This window comes from Carnobacterium sp. (assembly GCF_032094055.1).
Lineage (GTDB): Bacteria > Bacillota > Bacilli > Lactobacillales > Carnobacteriaceae > Carnobacterium_A.
Genome location: NZ_DAMDAK010000005.1, coordinates 27451 through 51108 on the forward strand (window position 1 = coordinate 27451; position 23658 = coordinate 51108).

The window sequence follows — 23658 nt, forward strand, 5'->3', positions numbered from 1 at the left end:
GAACAAGAGTCAATGCTGGACGCTTTAAACAGCGTACAAGAAATTCATATTGGCGATACTGTTCAGGGAGAAATTCTAAAAATCCAAGATAATAAACAAGCCATCGTCGGCATTATCGGTGGAGGCGTTGAAGGCGTTATTCCTAATAACGAATTATCCGCAGCACCTTTTGAAGACGTGACAGAAATTGTCAATGTAGGCGATGTAGTTGATTTAGTCGTAATAAAAGAAATTAAAGATAAAGAAAACGGCAGCTATTTACTATCGAAGCGTCGGATCGATGCTAAACAAGTATGGGAAAAAATCCAAAAAGATTTTGAAGAAGGAACGATTATTGAAGCTCCTGTCAAAGAAGTGGTTAAAGGCGGCTTAGTGGTCGATGCAGGGGTTCGCGGTTTTGTTCCAGCTTCAATGGTTGATGTTCATTTTGTTGATGATTTTTCAAGTTATAAAGGAAAAACTTTGGCATTTAAAATTATGGAAATCGAACCTAGTGAAAATCGTTTGATCCTTTCTCATAAGGCTGTTTTACAAGCTGAAAATGAGCTTAAGAAAAAAGAGATCATGCAGAATTTAACTGAAGGCGAAACGGTTAAAGGGAAAGTTGCCCGCTTAACTAATTTTGGAGCTTTCATTGATTTAGGCGGAGTAGATGGACTTGTCCATATTTCCCAAATCTCTTACGAACATGTTAAAAATCCAGCAGATGTTTTAAAAGTTGGAGAAGAGGTCGATGTAAAAGTTCTTTCTGTTGACGAAGAAACTGGAAGAATCTCATTATCTATCAAAGATACTTTACCTGGACCATGGGACAACATTGAAGAACGTGCAGCAGTAGGAGCTGTTTTAGACGGAACCGTTAAACGTCTCACAAGTTTCGGTGCCTTTGTAGAAGTTTTCCCAGGCGTAGAAGGTTTAGTGCATATTTCACAAATTTCGCATAACCATATTGCAACACCACATGAGGTATTAAGTGAAGGCCAAGAAATCAAAGTGAAAGTATTAGATGTTAACCCTACTGATCAACGCTTATCTTTGAGTATCAAAGCTTTAGAAGAAAAACCATATCAAGAAGCAAAAGAAGAAACAACTGATTACGAAGTGCCAGAATCAGATACTGGATTTACTTTAGGCGACATTCTTGGAGATCAATTGTCGGACATTACTTCTGATAAGGAAGATAGTGATGAAGAAAAATAAGTAACGCTAATGTAGAGAAAACAGACATGCGGTGTAAGTGAGCTGCATGTCATTTTTTCTGTCTTAAAATGAGAAATAGCTTAAAAAAGTAGCTGAAGTTTACTGTTTTAATCAGTTTTGTTCAGCAAAAGCTTGCAAGTTCAAGCTTTGTTCTATAAACTAACTAAAAGAATAAGAAATAAAAAGAAGGAGGCTAAAGCAATGGCAAAACCAGTTATCGCCATCGTTGGTCGTCCAAATGTAGGCAAATCAACTATTTTTAATCGCATTGTAGGCGAAAGAATTTCTATTGTTGAAGATATTTCAGGCGTTACGCGTGACCGCATCTATGCTCCGGCTGAATGGTTGGGCAAAGAGTTTAATCTGATTGATACAGGCGGAATTGATTTGGGAGACGAACCATTTCTTGAACAAATCAAACACCAAGCAGAAATCGCAATGGAAGAGGCAGACGTCATTATTTTTATTACCAGTGGAAGAGAAAGCGTCACAGATGCCGATGAAAATGTAGCGAAGATTTTATACCGCACGAATAAACCTGTGTTACTAGCCGTGAATAAAGTAGATAATCCTGAAATGCGCAGTGAAATATTCGATTTTTATACCCTTGGTTTAGGAGAACCGTTTCCTATTTCAGGCAGTCATGGTTTAGGAATAGGAGATCTTTTAGATGCAGCGATCAGCCATTTTCCTGAGGACACAGAAGAAGAGTATGATGATTCTGTTATTAAATTTAGCCTTATTGGCAGACCAAATGTAGGGAAATCGTCTATTGTAAATGCTATGCTGGGTGAAGATCGTGTGATTGTTTCTAATATAGCCGGAACAACACGAGATGCAATCGATACCGAATTTGTAGATGCTGAAGGTACCGAATTTGTCATGATCGATACAGCTGGAATGCGTAAACGCGGTAAAGTGTATGAAACAACTGAAAAATATAGTGTACTGAGAGCTCTTAGAGCGATTGAACGTTCTGATGTCGTTCTAGTGGTATTGAACGCTGAAGAAGGCATTAGAGAGCAAGATAAGAAAGTTGCCGGATACGCTCATGAGGCTGGAAAAGGCGTTATTATCGTAGTAAATAAATGGGATACTCTTGAAAAAGACAACAGTACGATGAAAGATTTTGAAAAAGATATTCGTAAGGAGTTTGCTTATTTAAGTTATGCTCCAATTGTTTTTGTATCTGCGTTAACGAAACAACGATTAAATAAGCTGCCTGAAATAATCAAACGCGTCAGCGAAAATCAACGATTACGAGTGCAATCTTCTGTTTTAAACGATGTCATCATGGATGCTGTGGCGATGAATCCGACGCCTACAGATAAAGGAAAACGTTTGAAGATTTATTATGCTACACAAGTAGCTGTGAAACCTCCAACTTTTGTTGTTTTCGTGAACGAACCAGAAATGATGCACTTTTCTTATGCACGTTTTCTTGAAAATCGGATCCGTGATACTTTTGTGTTTGAAGGTACACCAATTAGAATTCTTACTCGCCAACGAAAATAAAGGCAGTGATTGAATTTGAAAAAGCAAAGTTGGTATTCTACCACATTTAATTGAGCGATACAAACATTTAAACAGTTAAAGATAAAAAGCCAATAAATTATGATAAAAGCAATGAAAATCATTGCAGGAACGGCATTTGTATGATATCTTTTTAAATGAAATGTTATTTAGATGACTAATAAAGCATTTCGCATTGCTTCATTTTTGGACCACTCAAAAATGAAATTATGATGTTTATTTGCTTCTTAAAAAAAGCATCTATTCTTCTTTTCGAGGGAGGTGAAATATACATGGCTAATAAAGCTGAATTAATAGAAAACGTTGTTGCTGAAACAGGATTGACTAAAAAAGACGCAACTACAGCAGTAGATGCTGTTTTCGAAACTATTCAAGCAACTTTGAGCAAAGGCGAAAAAGTACAAATCATTGGTTTTGGTAACTTCGAAGTTCGTGATCGTGCTGCTCGTAAAGGACGTAACCCTCAAACTGGGGAAGAAATCCAAATCTCTGCAAGCAAAGTACCTGCATTCAAACCAGGTAAAGCACTTAAAGATGCAGTTAAATAATCTGTACTTAAAAACCCCTGAGAAATCAGGGGTTTTTGCTTTTCTTCATTTTCTAGCGTTGGCAAGGAAATCTCCTACAGCCTATGGGGTTGCTTATGGAAAGCCATGGAACCGTTTTGAGCCGAAGAACATGTCTCAAAACTTGCAAGTTTGTCATGGCTGTTGCTGCTTCAGCAGCTGTACAGACATGATACACTTGGGCGCATGCCCACATTGCTTCTTTTTTCTGTATCCTTTTCCATGGCTACAGGCAATTCCCTATTCCTCCAAAAATTTTTGAGATGTATTTCTAAATCATTTTGAATGAGAAGAAAATCAGTTTCATTACTGATCAACGTCAAATGTTATACAACCTTTTTATAGGGTGGGTGTTTCTAAAACTAGCAAAAAACCAGCAGAGATGGATCATCCGCTAGCTTTGAGTTGTTCAACAGTTTTAAATTTTATTCAAACTCTAAATCGACAATCATTTCCTCTAAGTTTTCTAGAGATTCATTTTTGTTCATAAACTCGATCCATCCTTGATATGGATCAGCTGATTTAGAATTGATGATAGATTTGAATTTATCATAGATACTACGAACTAATTCAATCCACATCTTATCGACAGCTCGCTCCATCTTTGTTTCATTCCATCGCTTAGCAGGAGCACGTCTGCTATTGCGAGCTAGTTGGTCTTCCATTGCTTTTTCATAAAAAGTACTTTTTCCGCTTAACTGTTCATTGATATATTCTAAAAATTCTTTAAAAGTCATTTCCGGCCTCCTGTGGTAAATCAGTTCTAAAAAACATGTGTATCATCTTGTCCATTTTTGAAAAATCAACTTTTAAAGTTAAACAATCAGGAGCTATTTAAAAAGATGAAATCAACGTTAGTGATATCTCATAGTTAGTATATCAAAAATAACAACAAGCGTCAGGTACTTGTTAAAATTAACTCATCTGTGTTCAAAAAGAACTAGCCATAAAAAGAGGTTAAATGATGAACAATTAAAAAGAACTTATCAAAATCAGATTTTTGCGAGAAAAATGTCTGATGATGATAGAAATAGCATGGATACCAAATCATTATAAAAATATGTTAAAATAGATAAAAGATTGAAAAAGATGATTGTAAATGAAAGAGGTAAAATAAATGAATAATAGCCAAAAAATGATTGATGCTCTTCAAAACCAACAACTAAAAGAAGCTCATACTTTTTTTGAACAAGCGTTAGTAGCGGATACAGATGATCAATTATATCAATTAGCCGGTAATTTATATCATTTAGGCTTTTTAGAAGAAACGAAACAAATTTATCATCATCTATTAACCAAACACCCGGAAGACGACGAATTAAAAATAGGTTTAGCAGAAATCGAAATTGAATCAAACGAAATAGATGCTGCTATGGAATGGCTGCTTGATGTACCTGAGACGAGCGAAGCTTTTCCTCAAGCTTTACTTGTTTTCGCTGATCTTTATCAAGTTCAAGGACTGTATGAAGTCAGTGAACAAAAAATATTAAAAGCTAAAAAACTTTTACCTGATGAACCGGTTATTCAGTTTGCACTGGCAGAGCTGCAATTTTCAATGGGAAAATACGCTCAAGCCATCCATGGATATGAAGAGTTGATGATTCAAGGATATAGCGAGTTTTCAGGGATAAACTTAGCAGGTCGCTGTGGTGCTGCCTATAGTGCGCTAGGTGACTTAGAGCAGGCTGTACTATACTTTGAGCAAAGCGTAGAAGAAAACGAGACAGTTGATGCTTTATTTGAATTAGGGGTAACGTATATGCAGCAGAAAGAGTTCAAACGCGCCAATGAAGTTTTCTACAAGCTAAAAGAGTTAGACCCCTCTTATACTTCAGTTTATCCTAATTTAGCTAAAGGATTGGAAGAAGAAAACCAACTTGAAAAAGCTGCTGAAATTGTCCAAGAAGGATTGAGAATGGACCAGTACAATTATGAACTGTTTGTAATTGGAGCAGAGATAGCTCTTAAATTAGAACAAGAAGAACAGGCTGAAGAATATTATTTAACGGCAAATACACTTTCTCCAGAAAATGAAAGTTTGCAATTGGCTTATATTAATCTGCTATTGAAACAAGAACGATTTGAAGAAGCGGCAACACTGATTGAACAAGCATTAGAGTACGGGCAATCGGATCCGCAATTCTATTGGGATGCAGCGATAGCTTATGACAAATTAGAGAAATATGACCTAGCAGAAAAAGCTTACCAACAAGTTTATCCTGCTTTAAATCAAAATAAAGACTTCTTAAAAAACTATATTTATTTCCTCAGAGAAGCAGGAGAACGGACGATGATAAAAAACGCAGTAGCCGATTACTTGTTGCTAGAACCTGCGGATGCAGAAATATTAGAACTTTCAGAAGAAATTAATACTAACTATTAAAAGATTAGGTTATAATGAGAGTAAGCTTAGGGGATGAGGAGGTTTTCATAATGAATATCAAGGTATCTTTAGAAGCAAAAAAAGAATTTCTTGGATGGTTTTTAGATCGTCATCAATTAAAGCAAAGAGAGGCGATGTGGATATTAAACTATTTACTGAACCATGATATTGTTTTAAATAAAGTTCATTTTGTTGAAACTGTTGAAACCACGCCTAGAGGCATGTTGATGTCAACGGTCGGTACAGACGGCGAATCTTTTTCATTTTACAAAGACGGAATCTTATTCAATGACCCTGAACAAGCTTTTCATGAAGTTAGATTGAATTGGCACGAAGATATATACGTGGAACTTATTTTTAGAGATCCCTGGAAAACTTCCCAATACTTGGCAGTCTTAGAAGATAATCCTTATCATAAATGGAATGACTTTATCAGCCTAGAATTAGAAAATGAAGTAAAACATGCTTTGAATACGCTGACTTTAAATCATAAGAGACAGCAAGTCATGCAGCAAATTGATCAAGCTTTGGAAACGGATGATCGAGATCAATTTCTCCAATTATCCAATGAATTGAAAGAAATTGAAGAGGATCTTTTAAAAGAACAAAAAAAGCCGAATCATTAGGGATTTGGCTTTTTTTGTTGAAAATCCTAAATAAAAGAAACGTACTTGCAAGCTGAAGTTTTATTGATAAGATAAAAGAGATCAGTTTAGTTGGCATTTTAAGGGAATTTTTTGATAGAATAAACATGTAAATTAAAGACCGTTTTGAAAGGATGGATAAAAAAATGATAAACATAATAGTTGCCGGATTTAAAGGAAAAATGGGCTCTACAGCCACTAAAATGGTTATTGAAAATAAAGATTTTTCTTTAGTCGGGGTATTAGATCCTTATGCTAAAGAAACTAATTTAAATGAAATGGCTGAATTTTCTGAAATAGATGTGCCCGTTTTTAATGAAAAAGAAGCATTAGTTCAAAATGTAGACGCTGATGTTTGGATTGATTTTACTATCCCAGCTGTTGCCTATGCCAATACAAAATTTGCGCTAGAAAATGGAATCCGTCCTGTTGTGGGGACGACAGGTTTTTCAGAAACAGAAGTTAAAGAGTTGACTGATTTATCTAAAGATAAAAAGATAGGAGGACTAATAGCTCCGAATTTTGCTATCGGTGCTGTATTAATGATGCAATTTTCAGCAAAAGCTGCTAAATACTTCCCGGATGTAGAGATAATTGAAATGCACCATGATAACAAATTAGATGCGCCAAGCGGAACCGCTATTAAAACAGCTGAAATGATTTACGCAGAACGAGGCGATCATCACCAAGGGCATCCAGATGAAAAAGAAAGCATTCCTGGAGCACGTGGAGCAGATTACAAAGGAATGAAGATCCATAGTGTCCGTTTACCAGGTTTGGTGGCTCACCAGCAAGTTCAATTTGGCAGCACAGGTGAAGGCTTAACGATTCGCCACGATTCATACGATCGTGCTTCCTTTATGACAGGAGTGGCTTTAGGTTGTGAAAAAGTCATGGAACTAGACGAATTGATTTATGGATTGGAAAATCTTCTATGATCACCTTTAATCACAAATTTATGAAAGCTTTACCGATCATTGAAAAAATACAAGAAGCTGGTTTTGAAGCCTATTTTGTAGGAGGGTGCGTCAGAGATGCTTTGCTAAATAAAGAAATCAATGATGTGGATATTGCTACTAGCGCTTTTCCTGCTGAAGTCAAAAAAATCTTTCCCAAGACATTTGATGTGGGCATTGAACACGGTACGGTCATGGTTTTAAGAAAAAATGAAACATATGAAGTAACAACATTCCGAACAGAATCGACTTACCAAGATTTTAGAAGACCGGATGAGGTTGTTTTTGTTCGTTCGCTAAAAGAAGATTTAAAACGCCGAGACTTTACAGTAAACGCATTAGCGATGGATCAAGAAGGTCAAGTGATTGATTGTTTTGGCGGCCAAAACGATTTAAAAAAAGGCTTGATCAAAGCAGTTGGTTCACCGGAAGAACGTTTTTTTGAAGATGCTTTGCGGATGATGCGTGGGGTCCGTTTCATTAGCCAATTAGACTTTGTAATGGATAACGAAACCGAAAAAGCGATTCATAAAAATCATGCTCTTCTCGAACATATTGCCGTTGAACGAATCCAAGTTGAATTTATGAAACTTCTTTTAGGCAAAGGCCGACAAAAAGCTTTAAAAACGTTTATTGAAACAGAATTGTATTGCTATTGTCCAGAGCTTTCACCTTATAAAAATGAATTGACATCGTTTGCTGCGCTAAAAGGCCAGATCCCAACACCATTAGCAGCTTGGACGCTGTTATTAGTTTTTCTGGAAAAATCAGAAGATGAAATTGAGCCATTCTTACGGAAATGGAAGTGCTCTAAAAAAGAACTACAGAGAGTCAAAACAGCTTATATTGCTTTGCAGCAGCGGCTCAAAGCACCTTTAACCCGCCTATCTTTCTATCAAAGCGGCTATGACATTGCGTTGGAAGTTGAAGCCATGCTGCCTTTTTTCAATTGCGAATCTGATATCGCTCATTTGGAAGAAGTAAATGCATCGTTACCCATAAAAAACAAACAAGAAATAGCTGTTTCGGGGAATGATTTATTGCAGCAGTTCAATGCTAAACCTGGAAAATGGTTAGGAGAAGCTTTAGAAGCAATAGAAAGGGCTATTTTATTAGATGAAATTGTCAATGAAAGAGACCAGTTGCTGGATTGGACACATTCTTATCTCAAGAAAAAGCGTGATAATTCCTAACTCAAAGAGAAGGTTCAAAAGAACTGTTTACTTACGAAAAGAAAGTTGCTATACTACTTAAGTAAGTTACTTTTAAGGGGGAATTATTTACATGGAAAACCAATTCACAAATTTACTAAAAGAGCGTCGTTCAATTTATGCGTTAGGAAAAGACGTATCATTATCTGATGATCAAATTATTGCATTAGTATCAAATGCTGTTAAAGAAAGTCCATCTTCATTTAATTCACAAACATCTCGTGCAGTGGTATTATTTGGAGATGCTCATAAAAAACTATGGGATTTAACAGAAGCAGCATTGAAAATTGCTGTTCCTGAAGGACAAGACTTTACTCCAACGGCTGAAAAATTAAATTCTTTCCGTGCTGGTTATGGCACAATTTTATTCTTCGAAGACATGAGTATTGTTAAAAACCTACAAGAACAATTTGCTTTATACGCAGATAACTTCCCTGTATGGGCAGAACAAGCTTCTGGAATCGCTCAACACTCAGTATGGACTGCGTTAGCAACTGAAAATATTGGTGCTAGCTTGCAACATTACAATCCATTGATCGATGACGCTGTTCGTTCAGAATGGAATTTATCTTCTGATTGGAAACTACGCGCGCAAATGCCGTTTGGTTCAATCGAAGCACCAGCTCAAGGCAAAGACTATATGGATGACTCTGAACGAGTTCTTTCATTTAACTAATCTAAGAACGTAAAAAACCGGGTCTTAAGAAAGCTCGTAAAGCTTCACAATTCTTAAAACATTAATATACGTTATATATCAACGATTCTGGCACTTTCCAAATTTTGGAGAGTGTCTTTTTTGTGGTTTTAGTTATGCAAATGGGTACGAGTTTTCAATCAAGGTGTACCTGATTTTCAATTGAGCTTTTTAAACCCGTTATTTAATTTGCTTTTTACAAACGCTGTTCAAATTTTTCGTAGGTGGATAAATCGACAATATTTGGTGTAATTACATAAACCTCTGTTGTCTTTGTATCAAAATGAGTCAACGCTTTGGAAATCTGTTCCATTATTGCTCCACCTTCATAGGCCAAGCTATTAAAGGTATATCTTAACTTATGTGTCGTTGTGTGGACTAAGTGGCTGTTTCGGTATTCAACGGAGTTAATACGATAGTTTAGATAGTCCATATGCACAGCTACATCGATATCACCTTTTCTATCAGTGTAGGTAAAAAGGAATTGTTCAGAGTGTTGCTTGATACCAACTTTTAAAAGCTCTTAAGCTTGTACGCTTTTCCACTTAGCCAATATTGATAGTTGGAGTCTTGTTCTGATTAACGTGTATTTTTGGGCACGACTTTAGGTACGAGAGTACTGAAATGTGACGAAACCCATTAAAGCCGTACCTAATAGGATAGCGCTCAATCCATTGCTATTAAAGGTTTTTCAACCTCTTTAAAAATTTATTGCACACAACTAGGTCTTAAGAAATCCCGTAAAGCTTCACAATTCTCAAAACGTTGCTCCTTATTATATTGGGACTTCAGAACACTATCTGTATGGATAGTGTTCTTTTTTGCTTATTTTTGCTAAAAAAAGATTTGTTTTCCAGTTAGAAATACAAGCTTTTTATCTTACATGACCTCAGCTTGTTTCTCTTTAAAATGATTGATATAGTTAGGTAGAGAAGAATTTTAATTATTTTAAATTAATTATTTAAGGAGAAATGAATGAAATTAATTAAACGTGTTAATTTAATGGATGATAAGAAACTAATTATGAGATTAAATATAGCTTCTATACCTTTATTGATTCTATTTTTTATCTTATTTACTTTACTAACTTTAGGGGATAATCTATCTGGAGAAGACGAGAGAACCTTTTTAGGAATGTTTATAGGAATTATTTCATTGTTAGTAATTATTGTTGTCCATGAATTAATTCATGGGTTATTCTTCAAATTATTTAATACCGAAGGAAAAGTGAAATTTGGTTTTAAAAATGGACTAGCTTATGCGACAAATCCAAATTCCTTTTATTCTAAGGGGAAATTCCTTATTATTTTAATGGCTCCATTCATTACCATAACGTTACTTTTGTTTTTCATGTATTTGTTTTGTCTAATATCCCCATATGCTTTTATATGGTTAGCCTCTATTCACGGCTCTACATGTGTAGGTGATTTTTACTTCAGCTATTTAGTTATAAAAGCTCCTAAAAATAGTTATGTGGAGGATACAGAACAAGGAATCAATTTTTACCATTCTGCCTAATTAAGTTTTACTTTTGAAAGTAGAATATACTCATTTTCTATGGGTTAATGAGAAGACTTTCAAAAAATAAAGTTTTATTCAAAGATAAGTATCTTTAAGAATACAACTATTTATAATTTATAATCATAGGAAAGATGATTTAGCATAATTATGTTATTTAGTTACTGTATAACTTCTTATCTTCAATAGTAAATGCTAGGCATAGGTTTTAAAAACAAAAGTAAATTTGTCATATAAATATTTAAGATTATTTTTACTAGTTAATGAATATGTAAGTATCGATCGAATCTTCAGAATCATAAAATCAATTAACTGAAAACGGTTTACAAAATACAGTTTGTATTTTATTATTAATTGTAACAGGGAGTGCATCATGAAGAAAATATGCTTTGTATTAACTGTCAGTACTGGGATAAATTATGGTTCAATATTTTCTGTACCACTTATCAGGAATCACGATGATTTGAAAGAGTATTTTTCTAAGTATTACGACGTTTCAATTGACTATATTAGGGACAAAGACTCAGTTGATTATTTGGTAGTCCCTAAACCGTTTGCGCCTTTTGATAATGAAAATAATCTTCCAATAATCGAAGTACCAGCAGTCTTATTTATGGAAAAGGATTTTGAAAAAATAAAAACTTATATAGACAATTATTTTTCCTATAATCCTCAAAGAAAATAAAAGAATAATTTCTCTTATATTTTTTGCGGATGTTAAATTGCGAGAAGTTAGTAAGTATGATCAGAAGAAGCTCTATAAAAAAACGAGCGTTTCTCCGTTTCGATTCCTGCGAAAGAAGAGAAGAAAAATTCTAGTTAGTACTGCCTTCGGAAATCAAAATATTTTTTTCACAAATTAACCTATTTTACTTTATTTTTCTCTTGATTGTGATATAATTAACATGTTGAAACAATCACAAGGAGGAAATGATAATGAAAAAAGAAGTAGCAGCTTTGAAGTTTTATTTTAGAAACGGTGAAACTTGGACAATCAAAAAAGAATTTATTGGAGACTTGTGGATCAAACAAATTAGTAAAAGCTTTGGACGTATTAATGGAGGGGAATTGCAAGAAATTTTCCCATGCGAATCATTAAAAATTGAAATTCTTCCAGAAGCTGATAATGTGAACACGAATGATATCAATTTAGGCGGATTAGAATTGGGAATGTTTGAACGGGCAACAAAACACCCAGATATTGAAAAAATGGATATTCTTTATAAAGACGGAGACCATCCTAAATCAGATGTGATCGTAGAGGCAGATTGTGTGTATTTCCCTTATAATCCATCAGATGTTGACGGAAATGACAATGCTTATCAAACAGGCTTTGTTTCTGCAGAAAATCATTTATATGTTGTCATTGATCCAAATAAAAGCTGAAGAAATTTACCCAGTTGGCTAACAACTAAAATAAGAAACTATGGACTATAATGGTTCATAGTTTTTTTGTGTTTTCTGTTACTTCATAGTATGATAGGTAAAAAGAATACCGAATAAGAAACTAGAATTAGGTGACTAGAGTGAAGGAAAAAGTTACATATGCTGTAGTAGATATTGAGACTACGGGGGGGAATGTAGCCAGCGGAGACCGCATGATTCAGTTTGGTTGTGTATTGATTGAAGATGAAAAGATCGTACAACAATATGCTACTGATATTAACCCGCTTGTGAGCATTTCAAAACAAATCGAACAGTTAACAGGGATTACAAATCAAAAAGTTGCTCATGCACCTTATTTTGAAGATGTCGCAACCACTATTTTCAACTTATTAGATGGGTGTATTTTTGTGGCGCACAATATTCAATTTGACTATCGGTTTCTTTCGGAAGAATTCGTTCGTTGCGGACTGCCGCCGTTGTCAATCAGTGGAATAGATACGGTCGAGTTAGCTCAAATATTATTGCCGACGGAACCCAGTTTTCGTTTAAATGATTTAGCCGCAGCCTTTAATTTTTTACACGAAAATCCGCATCAGGCAGATAGTGATGCTTATGTAACCGCGGAGCTATTTTTAATGTTAAAGAAAAAGTTGAAACAGTTGCCCTTAGTAACGGTTGAAAAGCTGGTAGAATTAGCTTATCATTGTACAATGCAAACAGGTCAATTTTTTAAAGATACACTGAGCGAGATGTATACAGAACGCCCACCAGTGCCCAAGCAATTAATCGTCAAAGAAGGTTTGGCATTACAGCAAAAGACGGTGGATTATGAGCAGAGAACACATCGCGTTCCCGTCCATTATCCAGTCACAAACAAAGAAAAAGAACACTTATTTCAACAGAAGTTAACGATGCGCACACCGCAAATTAAAATGATGGATGAAGTTTATGATTATTTTTCAGAACATAAATCAGAACATTTTGCGATTGAAGCAGCTACTGGAACAGGAAAAACATTGGGGTATTTGTTGCCGCTAGCTTACCTGGCTACTCCACAAGAGCCGGTGGTCATTAGTACGTATACTACTTTATTACAAAAACAGTTGTTTGAAAAAGATAGCAGACAATTAAATGAAATTTTGCCGTTTACAATCCAAACAGCTGTTTTAAAAAGCAAACGACACTATATTCATCTTGCCAAGTTCCAAGAAGTGTTAAAAGATCCTGTTGAAAATCAACTGGATGCGCTATTAAAAATGCGTACCTTAACATGGTTGACGGAAACCACTACAGGCGATTTGGATGAATTGAATTTAACAAATTACCTTCAGCCTTTTTGGGATAAAATTCGCCATCGCGGTTGGGTAGATACTATGCAAGAAGACCCGTTTTATGAACAGGATTTTTATTTGTTTGCGCAAGAAAAGATTAAGAATGCGAGTATCATCATTACGAATCATGCTTTTTTATGCCATGATTTACATCGTAAAGAACCTATGTTGCCCGATGTTCAAAAAATCGTGATCGATGAAGCCCATCATTTAGCAGATGTGGCTACAGAAGCGTCAAGCGAAATTTTTTCTCATTATCGCAATCAGCATCTTTTAAGATTGGTTGGCAAATTAGCGGAAGAAAAAAGCTTTTTAGGCCGGTTAAATCAACTGGTTCCCAAAAATATTGGGATTCAAACATCTCAACTAAACTTGATCGAAATGAGTTCACTAGCTCTAGAAGAAGAGCTGTCTCTTTTTTTTGAAGAATTAGTAACGTATTGCCACATAGAACTGACTGAAGCACAAAAAAAACAAGATCAAATTGATTTACAGTTTGTTCGATCAACAAGTTGGTCGCTTGAATTAAGAAAACTCACTAAAAAAGTATTAGCTTTGTTGCAAGATGTAACGATTTTAGGAATGGAAGTAACACAACAAGCTCTTGCTCAAAGAAAACAGTTGACGCAGCGAGAACGTCATTTAATGGATGATTTTTTTGAATTGATGCAGACGCTTGAAGAACAAACAGCTATTTTTCAGCACATTTTTCAAAATAGCGAACAAAATGAAGTAACGTGGTTTTCATTTAAACAAAAGAGCCCTAAGAATAGTTTTGTGATCAAGCGTTCCAGAATCGACATTTTATATACTGGTGCAACACTAGAGTTAAATTCGGCTTTTACGTACTTCGAAAAACAATTAGGGGAACAACCGTTACGCAAATTGCTTCTTCCTACGCCATATGATTATCGAGAACAAGCAAAGCTATGGATACCGAAAGAATTGAAACCGATCAAACAATTGTCTAAAAAACAGTTTGCTCAAATGATAGTAGAGTATTTAGAAGTGCTCGTTCGTTGTTCCAATGAAAACATGATGGTTTTGTTTAATTCGCATGAGACATTGCAAGCCGTTTATGAGCTGCTCCAGCAACACTCAGCCTTTTTAGGTCGTGAATTGCTGGCACAAGGTTTATCCGGCAGTCGCGATCGCATGTTGAAACGCTTTTTCCATTCAGCTGGAGGGATCCTATTAGGCGCTGATAGTTTTTGGGAAGGGGTGGACCTACCAGGCAAATCATTAAGATTGATTGTAGTCACGCGTTTGCCTTTTGAATCACCAGACCGGCCTTTTACTAAAGCGAGGTATCAATGGCTAGAAAGAGAAGGAATAAACCCTTTTGTGGCAGATGCTGTACCGAAAGCAACCATTCGCTTGAAACAAGGTTTAGGAAGGCTGATTCGCTCTGAAACAGATAAGGGTGTCCTGCTTGTTTTAGACGACCGATTGGTTCATACGTCTTATGGTCAACAGATGTTGACAGCTTTACCGTCTGAAATGACAAAAGAGGTTATCTCGAAAGAAGACTTAGGTCGTGAGTTGCCGTTTTTCTTAAAAGACGAACAATAAATACAATGAAAAGAAACAAGTAAAAGTGGGGATGTTATGAAAAAGACGATAATTAGTCTATTGACGATCTTAATGGCCATTGTAATAGTTTTTTCTATTTTTTTATTTAATACAAGTCGCCAGCCGTTAAAACAAGCAAAAGCTGAAGCCATTAAAATTGCCAAAGAAACAGCTGGAATGACAACTACTGATGAATTTTATTGGTATAATAATGAAGAAACCTATTTCAGTGTATCGGGCACAAATCAGAAAAAAGAAAAGTTACTGGTTATTGTAGAACAAAAGGGAGGAAAAGTGCTCACTTTAAAACAAGGTGAATTCATTTCTGAACAAGCTGCTAAAAAAATTGTCTGGGAAACAAAAAAGCCTGCCGAACTTTTAGAAACACGTGTCGGGATCGAAGAAGGTGTTCCTGTATGGGAAGTTGCCTATAAACAAAAAAACGGGCGCTTGGGGTATTATGTTGTAACAGCTAAAGAAGGAAAATGGGTAAAAGATATTGAAAATATCTAAGTAAACTTGTTAAGTTAAGGAATGGCAAAATTTTTCGTAATTTTTAATGCTAACTTTGAATAAGTTGGTTATAATAGGAAACGTCCATACTACTTTTGAATACGGAATGAAGTGAAAGTAGTTAATATTTAAACCAAAGGAGTCTACAACAGTGAAACATATTTCAATTATTGAATCTAAAGACCATGTTGGCGAAGAAGTAACGATCGGAGCATGGGTAGCGAATAAAAGATCCAGCGGAAAAATTGCTTTTCTACAATTACGTGATGGCTCAGCCTTTTTTCAAGGGGTTGTTGTAAAAAGCGAAGTGGATGAAGAAGTTTTTCAATTAGCTAAAGGGTTAGCACAGGAAACAGCTATCGAAATCACCGGAGTTATTCAAGAAGACAGCCGTTCAAAATTTGGTTATGAAATAACTGTAAAAGGAATTAAAGTTATTGGGGAAAGCCACGATTACCCAATTACACCAAAAGAACATGGTACAGAATTTTTGATGGATCACCGTCATTTATGGTTGCGTTCATCTAAGCAACATGCCATTATGCAAATCCGCAATGAAATTATTATGGCAACATATAATTTCTTCCATAAAGAAGGCTTTATAAAAATTGATCCGCCTATTTTAACGGCAAACGCTGCTGAGGATTCTACTGAATTGTTCCATACAGAGTACTTTGACCAAGAAGCTTACTTATCTCAAAGTGGACAATTGTATATGGAAGCTGGAGCAATGGCTTTCGGTAAAGTCTTTTCATTTGGACCAACGTTCCGGGCAGAAAAATCTAAAACACGTCGTCATTTGATTGAATTTTGGATGATCGAACCGGAAATGGCTTTTATGGATCATGAACAAAGTTTAGAAGTACAAGAAGAATATGTAGCTTATATCGTTCAAAGCGTTTTAGATAATTGTGATTACGCCTTATCCGTTTTAGAGCGCGATAAAGAAGTATTGAAAAATTATACGAAACTGCCTTTCCCAAGAATTTCCTACGATGATGCTATTGCATTATTGAATGAAAACGGATTTGATGATATCAAGTGGGGCGATGATTTTGGTTCTCCACATGAAACCTTTATTGCAAATCAATTTGATAAACCTGTTTTTATTTTGAATTATCCAAAAGCAATCAAGGCATTTTACATGAAGCCGCACCCAGAGCGCGAAGAGGTTGTTTTATGTGCGGATTTAATTGCGCCTGAAGGGTATGGAGAAATTATCGGCGGAAGTGAACGTGAAGTTGATTTCGAAGCTTTAACAGAACGAATCAAAGATTTCGGGCTGACAGAAGCAGATTACGCTTGGTATTTAGATTTACGTAAATATGGTTCTGTTCCGCATTCAGGCTTTGGCTTAGGACTAGAACGAGCAGTAACTTGGATTTGTGGCACGGAACATATTCGAGAATCTATTCCGTTTCCACGTTTGTTAAACCGTATTTATCCTTAACATAAATGAACGACAGTAACTTAAGTTTTCTTGAGTTACTGTCTTTTTCTCAATGCATAAGATTTAACTTAATTGCCATCTGTGGTAACTATGGAAAAAAGGAAATTATTAAGGAGAATAAAAAATGAATAATCAACTTTTACATGCCTGGCTTGAAGCTGGAAATACGACTGTCTCAACTATCCTTTTAAAGAAATACCGGGAAATTGGGTTGACGAATGAACAGTTGATTTTAATTTTACAGCTAAAATCTTTTATAGACAGCGGTATTTTATTCCCTGACACACAAGAAATTGCCAAACGGATGGATATTTCTTCCGCTGAAGTTTTTCAGTGTATTCATGATCTGATTCAAAAGAAAGTGTTGAGTATTGAGACTGAAAAAAATACCGAGGGAAAGACCAATGATCAATATAGTCTTACGCTGCTTTGGGATAGGCTGGCACTCTTATTAGAGCAAACACAAAAAGAAGAACACCATCAAGAACAAGAATTGTCTGAACAAGAACTATTCCGTCGTTTTGAAGCAGAATTCGGCAGAACATTATCGCCAATTGAAATTCAGACAATCGGTATGTGGCTTGATGAGGATAAATACCCTGTTGAATTAATTGAGCTGGCTTTAAGAGAAGCCGTTTTAAGTCAGGTTTACAATTTGAAGTACGTGGATCGGATTCTATTAAACTGGGAGCGTAAAAATATTCGTTCTAAAGACCAAGTAGAAAAAGAAGCTCAACGGCACCGGCAAAATAAAGCTACTTCCGTTAATCCATCAACAGATAAAAAAATCGGCACAAAAGTACCTTTGCATAACTGGTTAAATGATAATGAGTAACATAGGAGAGATCAGATGTTAAGCAAAAAAAAGACAGTTGAAGTAATTGAAGCTATGGGAGAGCTTTTTCCAGATGCTAAGTGCGAATTGACCCACCGTAATGCTTTTGAACTTTTGATCGCTGTAATGTTAAGCGCTCAGACAACGGATGTATCTGTCAACAAAATTACGCCTAACTTATTTGACCGCTATCCAACTCCAGAAGCTTTTACAAAAGCACCGTTAGAAGACATTATGAATGCCATTAAGACGATTGGATTATATCGAAACAAAGCAAAATATATAAAAGGCTGCTGTCAAAAATTAGTGGATGAATTTAACGGGGAAGTCCCTCGTACAAGAAAAGAATTAGAATCTCTTCCAGGTATTGGCAGAAAATCAGCAAATGTAGTGTTGAGTGTAGCCTTTAACGTTCCAGCAATAGCAGTTGATACTCATGTGGAACGAGTAACAAAGCGCTTAGGGATTTGCCCGCCGGATGCAACTGTGCGGCAAGTAGAAGAAATTCTAATGAAAAAATTACCGCCTGAGATGTGGAGTATCGCTCATCATCGATTGATTTTTTTTGGCCGTTATCAATGTACAGCAAGAAACCATGACCATACGGTTTGCCTTCAATTAGTGGGTTTAAAATAAAACCAAACTGAATTATTCTAAGTGTTGGAAAAAATAAAAGACTAAAAACTGCTTTGTATCAGAATACGAAGTGGTTTTTAGTCTTTTATTGGTATAGCATATAGCATATTATAAAAAATGGTAAAAGATTAAGCTTTTTATAGAGTTTTCTTTTGTTCCACAGTTAGTAAAGGAGAAAGTGTTAGTTAGAGATGGTCTAGCAAACAAAAGAAGCAGAAAATCAGTAGAAAAGCTCTTTATCCAAGGGATAAAGAGCTTTTCTCGTATTTATTCAGGTGCTGTTTCTGAAGAGCTTTCTTGTGCATCTTCTTTATCGCTGTCAGAAGATGAGGATGACGATTCTTCTGAAGAGGACGAAGCTGAGCTGCTGCTTTCGCTAGCAGAATCAGAAGCGGTATCAGAGCTGTTATCTGGTTTCGAACTCTCTGAAGAGCTTTCTGAGGAGCTGTCTTCTGAACTTTCTGAAGAACTGTCAGAACTGCTATCTTCCTCTTCTTTTTTAGGTGAAACAGTTACTGAAGTTGTTGCTTTTGGACTAGTTTTATCTTCTACTTTAACAGCTAGGGTGATGTCTACTTGTCCTTCTGGTGGGTTTTGTACCACATAAGATAAGTCAGAAGTCTCATATGATTGCCCGCCAACGGTTAAGACATAACTAGCAGAATCAGATTTATTTGTAAGTGAATAAGCATCCCATTTGATAGAAATTTCATCTTTTTCTTCATCATAAGCTGCTTTTAATCCACTTGGTGCCTTTAATTTTTCACCAAAAGAAGTGGAAACAGTTGTAGGTTGGGTCCCTTTTACAAATAGTTCTTTAACAATCTTATCAGAAGGAGTGTTAGGTCCTGGCAATTTAGCTGGGTTTGACCCATTTTCCACTGCAACTTCCACAACAGAAGATGGTTTAGTCCAATCCGTATTGGTAACGGATTGAGAAACATAAGACATCAGCGAACGATAAATTTTTCGTGGCAATTGTTGAGAGCTAGGACTTAGCCAATGTCCATCCTCATACTTTTTATCGTAGCCAACCCAAACGGAGATCGAATAATTACTCGAATAGCCGCTAAACCATGAATCTGGCACTCCATTACTAGGGATATTGTGCTTAGTTTTTTCTTCATCCGTATAGTTAGTCGTACCGGTTTTTCCTGCTTGGGGTACTCCAGCAATAGGGACCAAGTCACTGTTCGTTCCAGTATTAACCGTTTCTTTTAAGATATCTGTAATCATATAAGCTGTTGATTCTTTCATCGCTTGATTAGAATCTGGAGTTAAATCAATTTCTTGTCCATTTTGAAGAGTAACTTTTGAAACAGTATAAGGATCAGTGTAAACACCGCCATTAGAAAAAGCAGCATAAGCAGCTGAAAGTTGGACAGGTGTTACTTCTCCGCCAATAGCGTTTGATTCGACTAAACCGCTATTGTTGTTCCAACTAGAAGGGTCAATACCTATATTATTTAAAAACTTCGTTGAATCAGCGTAACCGACTTCTTGAAGGATTTTAGCAGCTGGAACATTCCTTGAATCTACTAAAGCTTTCCGGATACTGATCTGTCCTAAATAACTTTTATCGTAGTTATAAAGAGGATCGCCGCTCTTAAAGGTATAAGGCTCATCCTTTACTTGTTCATAGGTAGAATAATTTAAATATTCAATAGCGGGTACATAAACTGAAAGAGGCATCATTGTAGAACCGATACTACGATTCATTTCTGAGGCACGGTTTGTACCCAATTGCACTTCTTGGTTACGTCCGCCACCAATAGCTTTTAATTGTCCTGATTGCACATCGACCATTGAAACACCGGCTTGAATGTCTTTATCCGGATAAGCAATGTATTCATCAGAATTTAAAATATCATACAGGCGCTGTTGTGCATCCATATCTAAATTAGTCTGAATGGTCAATCCGGCAGTATAGGGATCTAAATTAGTTTTTTCTTCTACTTCTGAAATGACTTCCTTAATATAAGAATCGAAAACTAATTCATTCGTTTGTTCTTCTGTTCGATCAATTAAACCTTCTTCGATCGGTACAGCTTTACTTTCTTCTGCTTGAGCAGCGGTTATTTTTTTGTTTTCTACCATCATGTCTAAAACCAAATCGCGTCTCTTTTTCGCTTGTTCAGGATGTGTTTTAGGATTATATGAATTAGGCGATTGAGGCAATCCGGCAAGAGTAGCAGCTTCTGGTAACGTTAAGTCACTAAGTGGTTTGTCATAGTAATACTCACTCGCTGTACTCATTCCATAATTATTATCCGACATATAAACTTTATTGATATAGAAAGTCAAAATTTGTTCTTTAGTATATTTTCTTTCCAACTTTAAAGCTAACCAAGCTTCTTGAGCTTTTCTTTTTAACGTTTGATCAGATTCATTAGTAGAGAAAACTGAAAGTTTAACCAGCTGCTGGGTAATGGTACTACCGCCTTGTGAAGCAAAACCATTCGTAAAGTTCGCTACTACCGCACCGCCAATCCGGATAGGGTCGATTCCTTTATGCGTATAAAAACGCTGGTCTTCGATCGAGATAATCGCATCTTTCAGAACTTGCGGTACTTCGTCTTCTTTAGCAAGTTCTCGCTTTTGACCTCCTAAAGTATAGAAGACATTCCCTTGATCATCTAAAATATCTGACGAAATGGAACCCGTAATGTCTTTTTCAGTTAATTCAGGAGCAGAAGAAGCATAGTACACAAATAAACCAGCACCAGCAATTAAAACGGCTAGAATAGCTAATAAAACACCCCAAATAATCTTTTTCCAGAGGGACTTTGTTGAAGTTTTTTTCTTTTTAGTTGGTTGAGAACGTCTCTTTTTATCGTTTTGCTTTTTCGAGACACGAGACATCGTTTCTTTTTTTTCTGACATATAGTATTCTTCTCCTTCAAATTCTGTGAGATGTAACAGCAGTAAAACTGTTTTTATTTCCTTACTTGGGCGATCAATTGGTCAACAATATCTAAATAAGGAATACGAGGCGATAGCCCATAATACAATTCATAACCAATTTTTTCAAGGTCTTTTAAAGGAATTGATTTTCGGCCTTCTTTAGTATGGTTTTCCCAGTATTGGATCAAATGGGCTGCTTCTAAAAGAAAGATTCGGTTACTGGCGGAAAATCGCAAAATGACAAAAGCAAGTCCAGATTGTTTCAAACATTGCTGCATATGTGTAATCTGATGTTGATGAAAATTTTTAAGCGGAAATGAAAGCTTATTTTTTGTTTCTTTAGCTTCAAAATCTAAATAAAAACCTCGGTAAACACCATTGTAATCCGTAGTAGAAGCTTGCCGAAAATAAGCTTCTTTAATAACGGCTGCGCTGCGTTTAGGGTAATCCACTTGAACGATTTGAACAGGAGTCGGTTTTTTGTGAATGACCGCTTTGCCAAAAGCCAGGTAGTAAGCATTGCTTTCATTTAACTCCTCTTCTAAAGTCATACCCCTTTTACTAAAAGAAAGGTCTTTCTTTTTTATTTGCTTTTTCTTTATCTTTTCGGCATCATGAGAGTAGCTCTTGCCATTTGGATACTTTATAACCAATTCTATCACACTCCTGTATCCTATTATATCAAATACGGCACTCGAAAGAAAAGGAGAATGAGAAGACTTGGTAACAAATTTATTAGTTAGCGGCTATCGGTCATTTGAATTAGGGATTTTTAAAGAGGATGATCCTAAAATAGCGGTCATAAAAAAATGTTTAAAGGAAGAAATTCGTCTCTATATTGAAGAGGGTGTCAAATGGATATTGACAACTGGCCAATTTGGAGTGGAACAGTGGACAATGGAAGTCGTTGATGAGCTGAAACAAGAATACCCAGATATTAAGCAGGGATTGATTTTCCCTTTTCTTGAATTCGGTTCTAACTGGAATGAACAGAATCAAGGGAAACTAGCGAAATTAAAAACATTAGCCGACTTTGTTGAATCGGTCTCACATCAGCCGTACAAAGATCCTTCTCAATTAAAAAATCATCAGTCTTTTCTGTTGGAGCATACCCAAGCAGCTTTGTTGGTTTATGATACTGAAAGCGAAGGAAAGACCAAATGGTTGTATAAAGCTATTTTAGCAAAACAAGAATCAAGCGATTATGAATGCCGCTTAATCGATTTTGACCAATTACAAAACACGGCAATGGAAGAATAAACGCTTGTTTTATTTGATAAAAACAACGCAAAAGAGGAAGAGAAGAGGAATTATACGGAATTATGCAAAATTTAGTTTTTATTTCTGCTTTTCTTTGCTATAATACCCTTAAGAGATTCTATTCTATTAAGAATTAATGCCGTATCATGAATGAAGGATAAAAAGAGGTGCAGTCATGGCAAATAGAACGTTAACAACAAAAGATATTTTGCAAAAAGAATTTAAAACAAGTATGCGTGGATACAATCCTGCAGAAGTGGACGAATACTTAGATGATGTGATTCGTGATTATGAATCATATAACAAAGAACTTACGCAGTTGAAGGCCGAAAATGAACGTTTGCTAAGTAAAGTAGATGAATTAACGAAACAAGCTACTTTATCTAAACCAGCTTATTCATCAGCACAGCCTAATAATACGGTAACGAACTTTGATATCTTAAAACGTTTATCTAATTTAGAAAGACACGTATTTGGTTCAAGATTAGATGAAACAGAAGAAAACGAGTAGAAACAAGCACTAATTTATTTGTAAATTTCGGGTAATTGCGGTCTAGCTTGACTAGGCTGAGGAAAGTCCATGCTCGCACAAGCTGCGATGCTTGTAGTGTTCGTGCTTAGCGAAACAATAAGCTAAGGCCTTTATCTTTGGATAAAGTGACGGCAGAAAAAAGGGCTAAGGTCTTAGACTATGCTTGAGTATTCTTGAAAGTGCCACAGTGACGAAGCAATGCGGGAAACGGTATTGGTGGAACGCGGTAAACCCCTCGAGCGAGCAACCCAAACTTTGGTAGGGGCACTTTTCCTAGGGAATTGAACCGATGGAAGAGGCAGTAATTGCAGACAGATAATTACCTCCGGATAAAAGTGACCCTGACATTTTATCTGAGACAGAACATGGCTTACAGAAATTTACAGATTCAGGTATAAAACCCTCCTTTTCGGAGGGTTTTATATTTATCTGGTTCTCTTATTTTTGGTGTTGGTAAGCAAAATGAATTTATTTCACAATTTTGAAATTTTCGGAGGAACAGTGGCTGCTTGCAGCCATGTAAAGGATTCAATG

The 23658-nt window shown here is 35.9% G+C and carries 22 protein-coding genes and 1 other RNA gene; 19 read left to right on the forward strand and 4 right to left on the reverse strand.

Going from position 1 to position 23658, the window contains the following annotated elements:
• From rpsA to RT405_RS01595, 3 genes are all read left to right on the forward strand, one after another.
• A partial coding sequence (rpsA, locus tag RT405_RS01585) for a 30S ribosomal protein S1 (protein WP_313466996.1) occupies nucleotides 1–1200 on the forward strand: 1200 nt, incomplete at its 5' end.
• 201 nt (nucleotides 1201–1401) lie between these two features.
• Nucleotides 1402–2715, forward strand: coding sequence for a ribosome biogenesis GTPase Der (gene der, locus RT405_RS01590; protein WP_313466997.1), 1314 nt, complete (start codon nucleotides 1402–1404; stop codon nucleotides 2713–2715).
• 290 nt (nucleotides 2716–3005) lie between these two features.
• A complete protein-coding gene (locus RT405_RS01595) occupies nucleotides 3006–3281 on the forward strand; it encodes an HU family DNA-binding protein (protein ID WP_035028350.1) in 276 nt (91 codons plus the stop codon).
• A 443-nt stretch (nucleotides 3282–3724) separates the two neighbouring features.
• Here RT405_RS01595 and RT405_RS01600 read toward each other — a convergent pair whose 3' ends face one another.
• Complete coding sequence (locus RT405_RS01600) at nucleotides 3725–4036, reverse strand: hypothetical protein (RefSeq protein ID WP_313466999.1); 312 nt, start codon at nucleotides 4034–4036, stop codon at nucleotides 3725–3727.
• A gap of 380 nt (nucleotides 4037–4416) precedes the next feature.
• Between RT405_RS01600 and RT405_RS01605 the strand changes: the two genes are divergently transcribed.
• The 5 genes from RT405_RS01605 (at nucleotide 4417) to RT405_RS01625 (ending at nucleotide 9169) form a co-directional block, all read left to right on the forward strand.
• Nucleotides 4417–5682, forward strand: coding sequence for a tetratricopeptide repeat protein (locus RT405_RS01605; protein WP_313467001.1), 1266 nt, complete (start codon nucleotides 4417–4419; stop codon nucleotides 5680–5682).
• A gap of 50 nt (nucleotides 5683–5732) precedes the next feature.
• Nucleotides 5733–6308, forward strand: a complete 576-nt coding sequence (locus RT405_RS01610; protein ID WP_313467003.1) for a ReoY family proteolytic degradation factor — start codon at nucleotides 5733–5735, stop codon at nucleotides 6306–6308.
• Nucleotides 6309–6472: 164 nt separating this feature from the next.
• A complete protein-coding gene (gene dapB, locus RT405_RS01615; RefSeq protein WP_313467005.1) occupies nucleotides 6473–7264 on the forward strand; it encodes a 4-hydroxy-tetrahydrodipicolinate reductase in 792 nt (263 codons plus the stop codon).
• A complete protein-coding gene (locus RT405_RS01620; protein WP_313467007.1) occupies nucleotides 7261–8475 on the forward strand; it encodes a CCA tRNA nucleotidyltransferase in 1215 nt (404 codons plus the stop codon). The genes dapB and RT405_RS01620 overlap by 4 nt, the downstream gene beginning before the upstream one ends.
• 91 nt (nucleotides 8476–8566) lie before the next feature.
• Nucleotides 8567–9169: a nitroreductase family protein gene (locus RT405_RS01625; RefSeq protein ID WP_313467008.1), complete on the forward strand. Its 603-nt coding sequence runs from the start codon at nucleotides 8567–8569 to the stop codon at nucleotides 9167–9169.
• A 214-nt stretch (nucleotides 9170–9383) separates the two neighbouring features.
• On the opposite strand, the gene RT405_RS01630 is transcribed toward RT405_RS01625, so the two are convergent.
• Nucleotides 9384–9620: a hypothetical protein gene (locus RT405_RS01630; protein ID WP_313467010.1), complete on the reverse strand. Its 237-nt coding sequence runs from the start codon at nucleotides 9618–9620 to the stop codon at nucleotides 9384–9386.
• A 542-nt stretch (nucleotides 9621–10162) separates the two neighbouring features.
• Here RT405_RS01630 and RT405_RS01635 point away from each other — a divergent pair.
• The 8 genes from RT405_RS01635 (at nucleotide 10163) to nth (ending at nucleotide 18428) form a co-directional block, all read left to right on the forward strand.
• On the forward strand, nucleotides 10163–10705 hold the full coding sequence (locus RT405_RS01635; protein WP_313467012.1) for a DUF3267 domain-containing protein: 543 nt from the start codon (nucleotides 10163–10165) through the stop codon (nucleotides 10703–10705).
• Between the two features lie 373 nt (nucleotides 10706–11078).
• Nucleotides 11079–11390: a hypothetical protein gene (locus tag RT405_RS01640; protein WP_313467013.1), complete on the forward strand. Its 312-nt coding sequence runs from the start codon at nucleotides 11079–11081 to the stop codon at nucleotides 11388–11390.
• Between the two features lie 251 nt (nucleotides 11391–11641).
• Nucleotides 11642–12091, forward strand: coding sequence for a hypothetical protein (locus RT405_RS01645; RefSeq protein ID WP_313467015.1), 450 nt, complete (start codon nucleotides 11642–11644; stop codon nucleotides 12089–12091).
• Between the two features lie 140 nt (nucleotides 12092–12231).
• Nucleotides 12232–14994 carry an ATP-dependent DNA helicase DinG gene (gene dinG / locus RT405_RS01650; protein WP_313467017.1) on the forward strand — a complete coding sequence of 921 codons (2763 nt, stop codon included), beginning with the start codon at nucleotides 12232–12234 and terminating at the stop codon, nucleotides 14992–14994.
• A gap of 36 nt (nucleotides 14995–15030) precedes the next feature.
• A complete protein-coding gene (locus tag RT405_RS01655; RefSeq protein WP_035028252.1) occupies nucleotides 15031–15507 on the forward strand; it encodes a DUF5590 domain-containing protein in 477 nt (158 codons plus the stop codon).
• A 151-nt stretch (nucleotides 15508–15658) separates the two neighbouring features.
• Nucleotides 15659–16957: an asparagine--tRNA ligase gene (asnS, locus tag RT405_RS01660; RefSeq protein ID WP_313467020.1), complete on the forward strand. Its 1299-nt coding sequence runs from the start codon at nucleotides 15659–15661 to the stop codon at nucleotides 16955–16957.
• 124 nt (nucleotides 16958–17081) lie between these two features.
• Nucleotides 17082–17792 (forward strand): DnaD domain protein, encoded by a 711-nt coding sequence (locus tag RT405_RS01665; protein WP_313467021.1) that lies wholly within the window; start codon nucleotides 17082–17084, stop codon nucleotides 17790–17792.
• Nucleotides 17793–17807: 15 nt separating this feature from the next.
• Complete coding sequence (nth, locus tag RT405_RS01670; protein ID WP_313467023.1) at nucleotides 17808–18428, forward strand: endonuclease III; 621 nt, start codon at nucleotides 17808–17810, stop codon at nucleotides 18426–18428.
• A gap of 267 nt (nucleotides 18429–18695) precedes the next feature.
• Here the strand turns inward: nth and RT405_RS01675 are convergent, their stop codons facing one another.
• Nucleotides 18696–21311 carry a PBP1A family penicillin-binding protein gene (locus tag RT405_RS01675; RefSeq protein ID WP_313467026.1) on the reverse strand — a complete coding sequence of 872 codons (2616 nt, stop codon included), beginning with the start codon at nucleotides 21309–21311 and terminating at the stop codon, nucleotides 18696–18698.
• A gap of 53 nt (nucleotides 21312–21364) precedes the next feature.
• The gene (recU, locus tag RT405_RS01680; protein WP_313467027.1) at nucleotides 21365–21985 is read right to left on the reverse strand and encodes a Holliday junction resolvase RecU; all 621 of its coding nucleotides are present in this window, start codon (nucleotides 21983–21985) and stop codon (nucleotides 21365–21367) included.
• A 67-nt stretch (nucleotides 21986–22052) separates the two neighbouring features.
• Here recU and RT405_RS01685 point away from each other — a divergent pair, with 67 nt between their 5' ends.
• From RT405_RS01685 to rnpB, 3 genes are all read left to right on the forward strand, one after another.
• A complete protein-coding gene (locus RT405_RS01685; RefSeq protein ID WP_313467029.1) occupies nucleotides 22053–22592 on the forward strand; it encodes a DUF1273 domain-containing protein in 540 nt (179 codons plus the stop codon).
• A gap of 175 nt (nucleotides 22593–22767) precedes the next feature.
• Nucleotides 22768–23103 (forward strand): cell division regulator GpsB, encoded by a 336-nt coding sequence (gpsB, locus tag RT405_RS01690; RefSeq protein ID WP_035028235.1) that lies wholly within the window; start codon nucleotides 22768–22770, stop codon nucleotides 23101–23103.
• 23 nt (nucleotides 23104–23126) lie between these two features.
• Nucleotides 23127–23502, forward strand: an RNA gene (gene rnpB, locus RT405_RS01695) — RNase P RNA component class B.
• Nucleotides 23503–23658: the final 156 nt, after the last annotated feature.